The sequence below is a fragment of the Oscillibacter sp. genome, from assembly GCF_032018205.1.
Classification (GTDB): Bacteria; Bacillota; Clostridia; order Oscillospirales; family Oscillospiraceae; genus Oscillibacter.
Map to the genome: position 1 here is coordinate 46,703 of NZ_DALZOY010000016.1, position 3,767 is coordinate 50,469.

The window sequence follows — 3,767 nt, forward strand, 5'->3', positions numbered from 1 at the left end:
AAAATTTTATGGAACCGGAAGAAACCTGATTGACGCCCTGATGGATGGTGGAAGCCGCCATCCCAATTTCGGAAAACACCCCGTTCAGGGACAACAGAATGGTCTCCAAGGACGTGCCGATGGGCGCGAAATCGCCAAGGTATTCCTGCTCCTTTTTGACGGTGAGATCTCCGTCTGCGATACAGGAAAGCACGGTGGAGATTTCCGACACATAGCCGCGCAGGGAAAAAACCGTGTGTTCCAGTGCTTGCAGCAAAGCCTCCACTTCCCTAACCGATGCGTCGGTGGGAACGGGAGATTCCAAATCCCCCTGTTCAAGCTGCTGCAAGCGCGTAACCGCCGCAGCGATGGGGCGGGCAAGCGAGGACGCCGTCCGGGCGGAGAAAACAGATGAGCAAATCACCGCCAGCACCATCACCACAAGCGAAATCCAGATTGGCTGACGGCTCATGGCAAGGATTTCGTCGTAATCCTGACTGACGGCAAGCACCCACCCTTCCGGACCGGCAATGGGCGCGTAGGCCACAAGCTTTTTGGAGCCCTCATTCGTTACAACCTCCGCGCCGGACTCTCCCGCGCACATGCGCGCAAGAAGCGCCGCCCACTCCGGTTGGGCGGCGGCGTCCACGCTCTCCGGCAGATTGACTGCCAGCATCGCGTCATCCGGATGAGAAACAATTGTACCGCTGGGGTCCATAATAAAGCCGTACCCGGTTTTGCCCATGGAAATCTGACGGATGTACTGATTAAAGTAGTCGGCAGACAGGCTGCCGGTCACCACGCCCGTGGGGCCTATGGCCGTAATCTGCGTACCGGCCAAAATTACCGGCGCTTCTTCGCCGGGAAACAGGCCCGGCGCGGACAAAAAGGAAACGCCCGCAATGGCGCTTTGAAAGCTTTCGGTGCCCGAAATATCCTCTCCTTCGTAGGTAACGCCGGTTTTGCTGCTGACGGAAAAGGATGAAAAGGCAGTGCCGCGCGTCCTGACCTTGAGATAGGCCCTGCGGTCGGCCGCGTCCAGCGTGGGGTCGCACACCGCTTCATCGGCGGCAACATTCTGTATCTGGTTTTTAATGGACGCAACCGCTTCTGTAATGCTCATGGAATAGGACGCGGCAAGGCTTTGGGCAAACACCTTATGATTTTCAAGGGAATACCGCCCGATCAGCACGCAGGTGATGGCAGTAATGACCAAGCAGGTGGCGACAACGTTATATGCAATCGCTTTACGGACCTTCGATTGAATGGAAACCTTCATACGTTCATTTCCTCTTTATTACTATCATATTTTTCATATATCAAACGATAGCATACCCGTGTTTGAAGGTTGTGGAGTTTATGTAAAATAAAGGTAAAGCGCATTTTTTACCCCGAGATATAAGCCAGCCGTTTACACTTGTAAGAATCTATCGGAGAGCGCCCAAAAGCGGCTCATCAGGGGCATGCGGCATAAAAAAGAAGCGGGAGACGGCAATCCGTCTCCCGCTTTTCATCTTTTCAGCATTTTACCGTTCCGTCGGGATTGAACAGAGGCAGGGGCGCCAGATACCGAATATCGGTCCGTGCCTGTGCGTCTCCCTCGGCAAACACCGCGATGCGGCCCGCCGTGGTTCCCCCCGCCAACTCCACCAGCGCTTCCATGGCGTGCATAGAGCCGCCTGTGGAAATCACGTCGTCCATCAGCAGCACCCGCTTTCCACGGATGAGGTCCGCGTCGTCCCGGCCCAGATACAGCCGTTGGGACCCTGCGGTGGTGATAGACCGATCCTCCACATAAATGGGGTCGGGCATATAGGCCTTGGGGCCCTTCCGGGCAATAAAATAGCGCTTCACGCCGGACTGGCGGGCCATCTCGTGAATCAGAGGAATGCTTTTGGCCTCCGCCGTAAGCATATAGTCATAGTCGGCCTGAGGCACCAGCTTCAAAAGCTCCCGGGCGCAGGCGACGGTAATCTCCGCGTCACCAAAGCAGATGAACGCGCCGATGTATAAATCGTCCGTCACCTTGCAGATGGGCAGCTCTCGCTCCAGCCCCGCGATATTTGTTTTATATGTTTGCCGCATAGTAAAACTCCTCCAACAACACAGTCGAATTTCCGATTTTCCCCGGGTTCCAAACATATTTATTATATAGGCCTATCTAAAAAAGTCAATGTAAAGTCCCAATTTTCCGCAAAAAGACGTCCATCTTGCATTTCTTTGTTAAACTGCACAAAAACCTGCATGAATTTTTTCCGTCATACGGAGAGAAAATGATCCATATGAAGAAAAGGATGCTTGCTTCCATACATGGAAAGTGCTAGAATAATTAAAGCGCAAACATGATAATTTCAGTTGTTTTATGCAAAAATCGCCGTTAAAAAATGAAGGAGGAAGTTTTTGATGAATGCATATCTTGCCAGCGTACTGGAAAATGTAAAGGCCAAGCACGGCAACGAGCCCGAGTTCGTCCAGACTGTGGAGGAGGTCTTCTCTTCTCTGGAGCCCGTCATTGAGAAGCACCCCGAATATGAGAAGGTCGACCTGCTTACCCGCATGGTGGAGCCGGAGCGTATGTTCACCTTCCGCGTGACTTGGGAAGACGACCAGGGCAATTGGCATACCAACCGTGGCTGGCGCTGCCAGTTCAACGGCGCCATCGGCCCCTACAAGGGCGGCCTGCGCTTCCAGAAGAATGTGTACGAGGGCATCATCAAGTTTCTGGGCTTTGAGCAGACCTTTAAGAACAGCCTGACCGGCCTGCCCATCGGCGGCGCCAAGGGCGGTTCCGACTTCGATCCCGCCGGCAAGTCCGACGCCGAAGTCCTGCGCTTCTGCCAGAGCTTCATGACCGCGCTGTATCGCTATATCGGGCCCGACATTGACATTCCCGCCGGCGACATGGGCGTGGGCGCCCGCGAAATCGGCTATCTGTACGGCCAGTACCGCCGCCTGAAGGGCGTGTGGGAGAACGGCGTCATCACCGGCAAGGGCCTGACCTACGGCGGCAGTCTCATCCGTCCCGAGGCCACGGGCTTTGGCGCTGTGTATTATCTGTGCGAGGTTCTCAAGCACGAGAACGACTCCATCGAGGGCAAGCGCATCGCTGTCTCCGGCTATGGCAACGTGGCTTGGGGCATCATGAAGAAGGCTGCCGAGCTTGGCGCCAAGGTTACTTACATGGCTGGCCCCGACGGCTACGTCCATGATCCCGACGGCATCGATACCGACGAGAAGCTGAACTTCATCCTTGACATGCGCGCCAAGGACCCCATGCACTGCAAGCCCTACGCCGAGAAGTTCGGCTGCGAGTTTGTGGAAGGTACCAAGCACTGGGGCCACAAGGACGTGGATATCCTCATGCCCGCCGCTATGCAGAACGACGTCAATCTGGAGTGGGCCAAGAAGATTGCCGAGTCCGGCGTGAAGTATTACATCGAAGTCGCCAACATGCCCACCACCAACGACGCTCTGGAGTTCCTGCGCGGCCAGAAGCACATGGTCGTCGCTCCTTCCAAGGCTGTTAACGCCGGCGGCGTGGGCGTCTCTGCGTTGGAGATGTCTCAGAACTCCGAGCGTCTGGTCTGGACTGCGGAAGAGGTTGACGCACAGCTCAAGAAGATGATGGTCACCATTCACAGCATGTCTGCCGAGGCGGCTGAGGAGTATGGTCTGGGCTACGACCTGGTGGCCGGCGCCAACATCGCTGGCTTCAAGAAGGTTGCCGAGGCCATGATGCAGCAGGGCCAGTTCTAAAAAAGCTTTTCTTCATCTCATAAACACGGCTC

Annotated in this window: 3 protein-coding genes; 1 reads left to right on the plus strand and 2 read right to left on the minus strand. The window is 55.3% G+C overall.

Translation table 11 applies throughout. The features are described 5' to 3' along the window. The coding region (locus RTU96_RS12305) for a cache domain-containing protein (RefSeq protein WP_312636912.1) at positions 1-1,258 on the minus strand (1,258 nt) is incomplete at its 3' end. 239 nt (positions 1,259-1,497) lie between these two features. After that, positions 1,498-2,064 (minus strand): phosphoribosyltransferase family protein, encoded by a 567-nt coding sequence (locus tag RTU96_RS12310; RefSeq protein WP_312636913.1) that lies wholly within the window; start codon positions 2,062-2,064, stop codon positions 1,498-1,500. Between the two features lie 318 nt (positions 2,065-2,382). Between RTU96_RS12310 and gdhA the strand changes: the two genes are divergently transcribed. Beyond that, complete coding sequence (gene gdhA, locus RTU96_RS12315) at positions 2,383-3,735, plus strand: NADP-specific glutamate dehydrogenase (RefSeq protein WP_312636914.1); 1,353 nt, start codon at positions 2,383-2,385, stop codon at positions 3,733-3,735. The last annotated feature ends 32 nt before the right edge of the window (positions 3,736-3,767 follow it).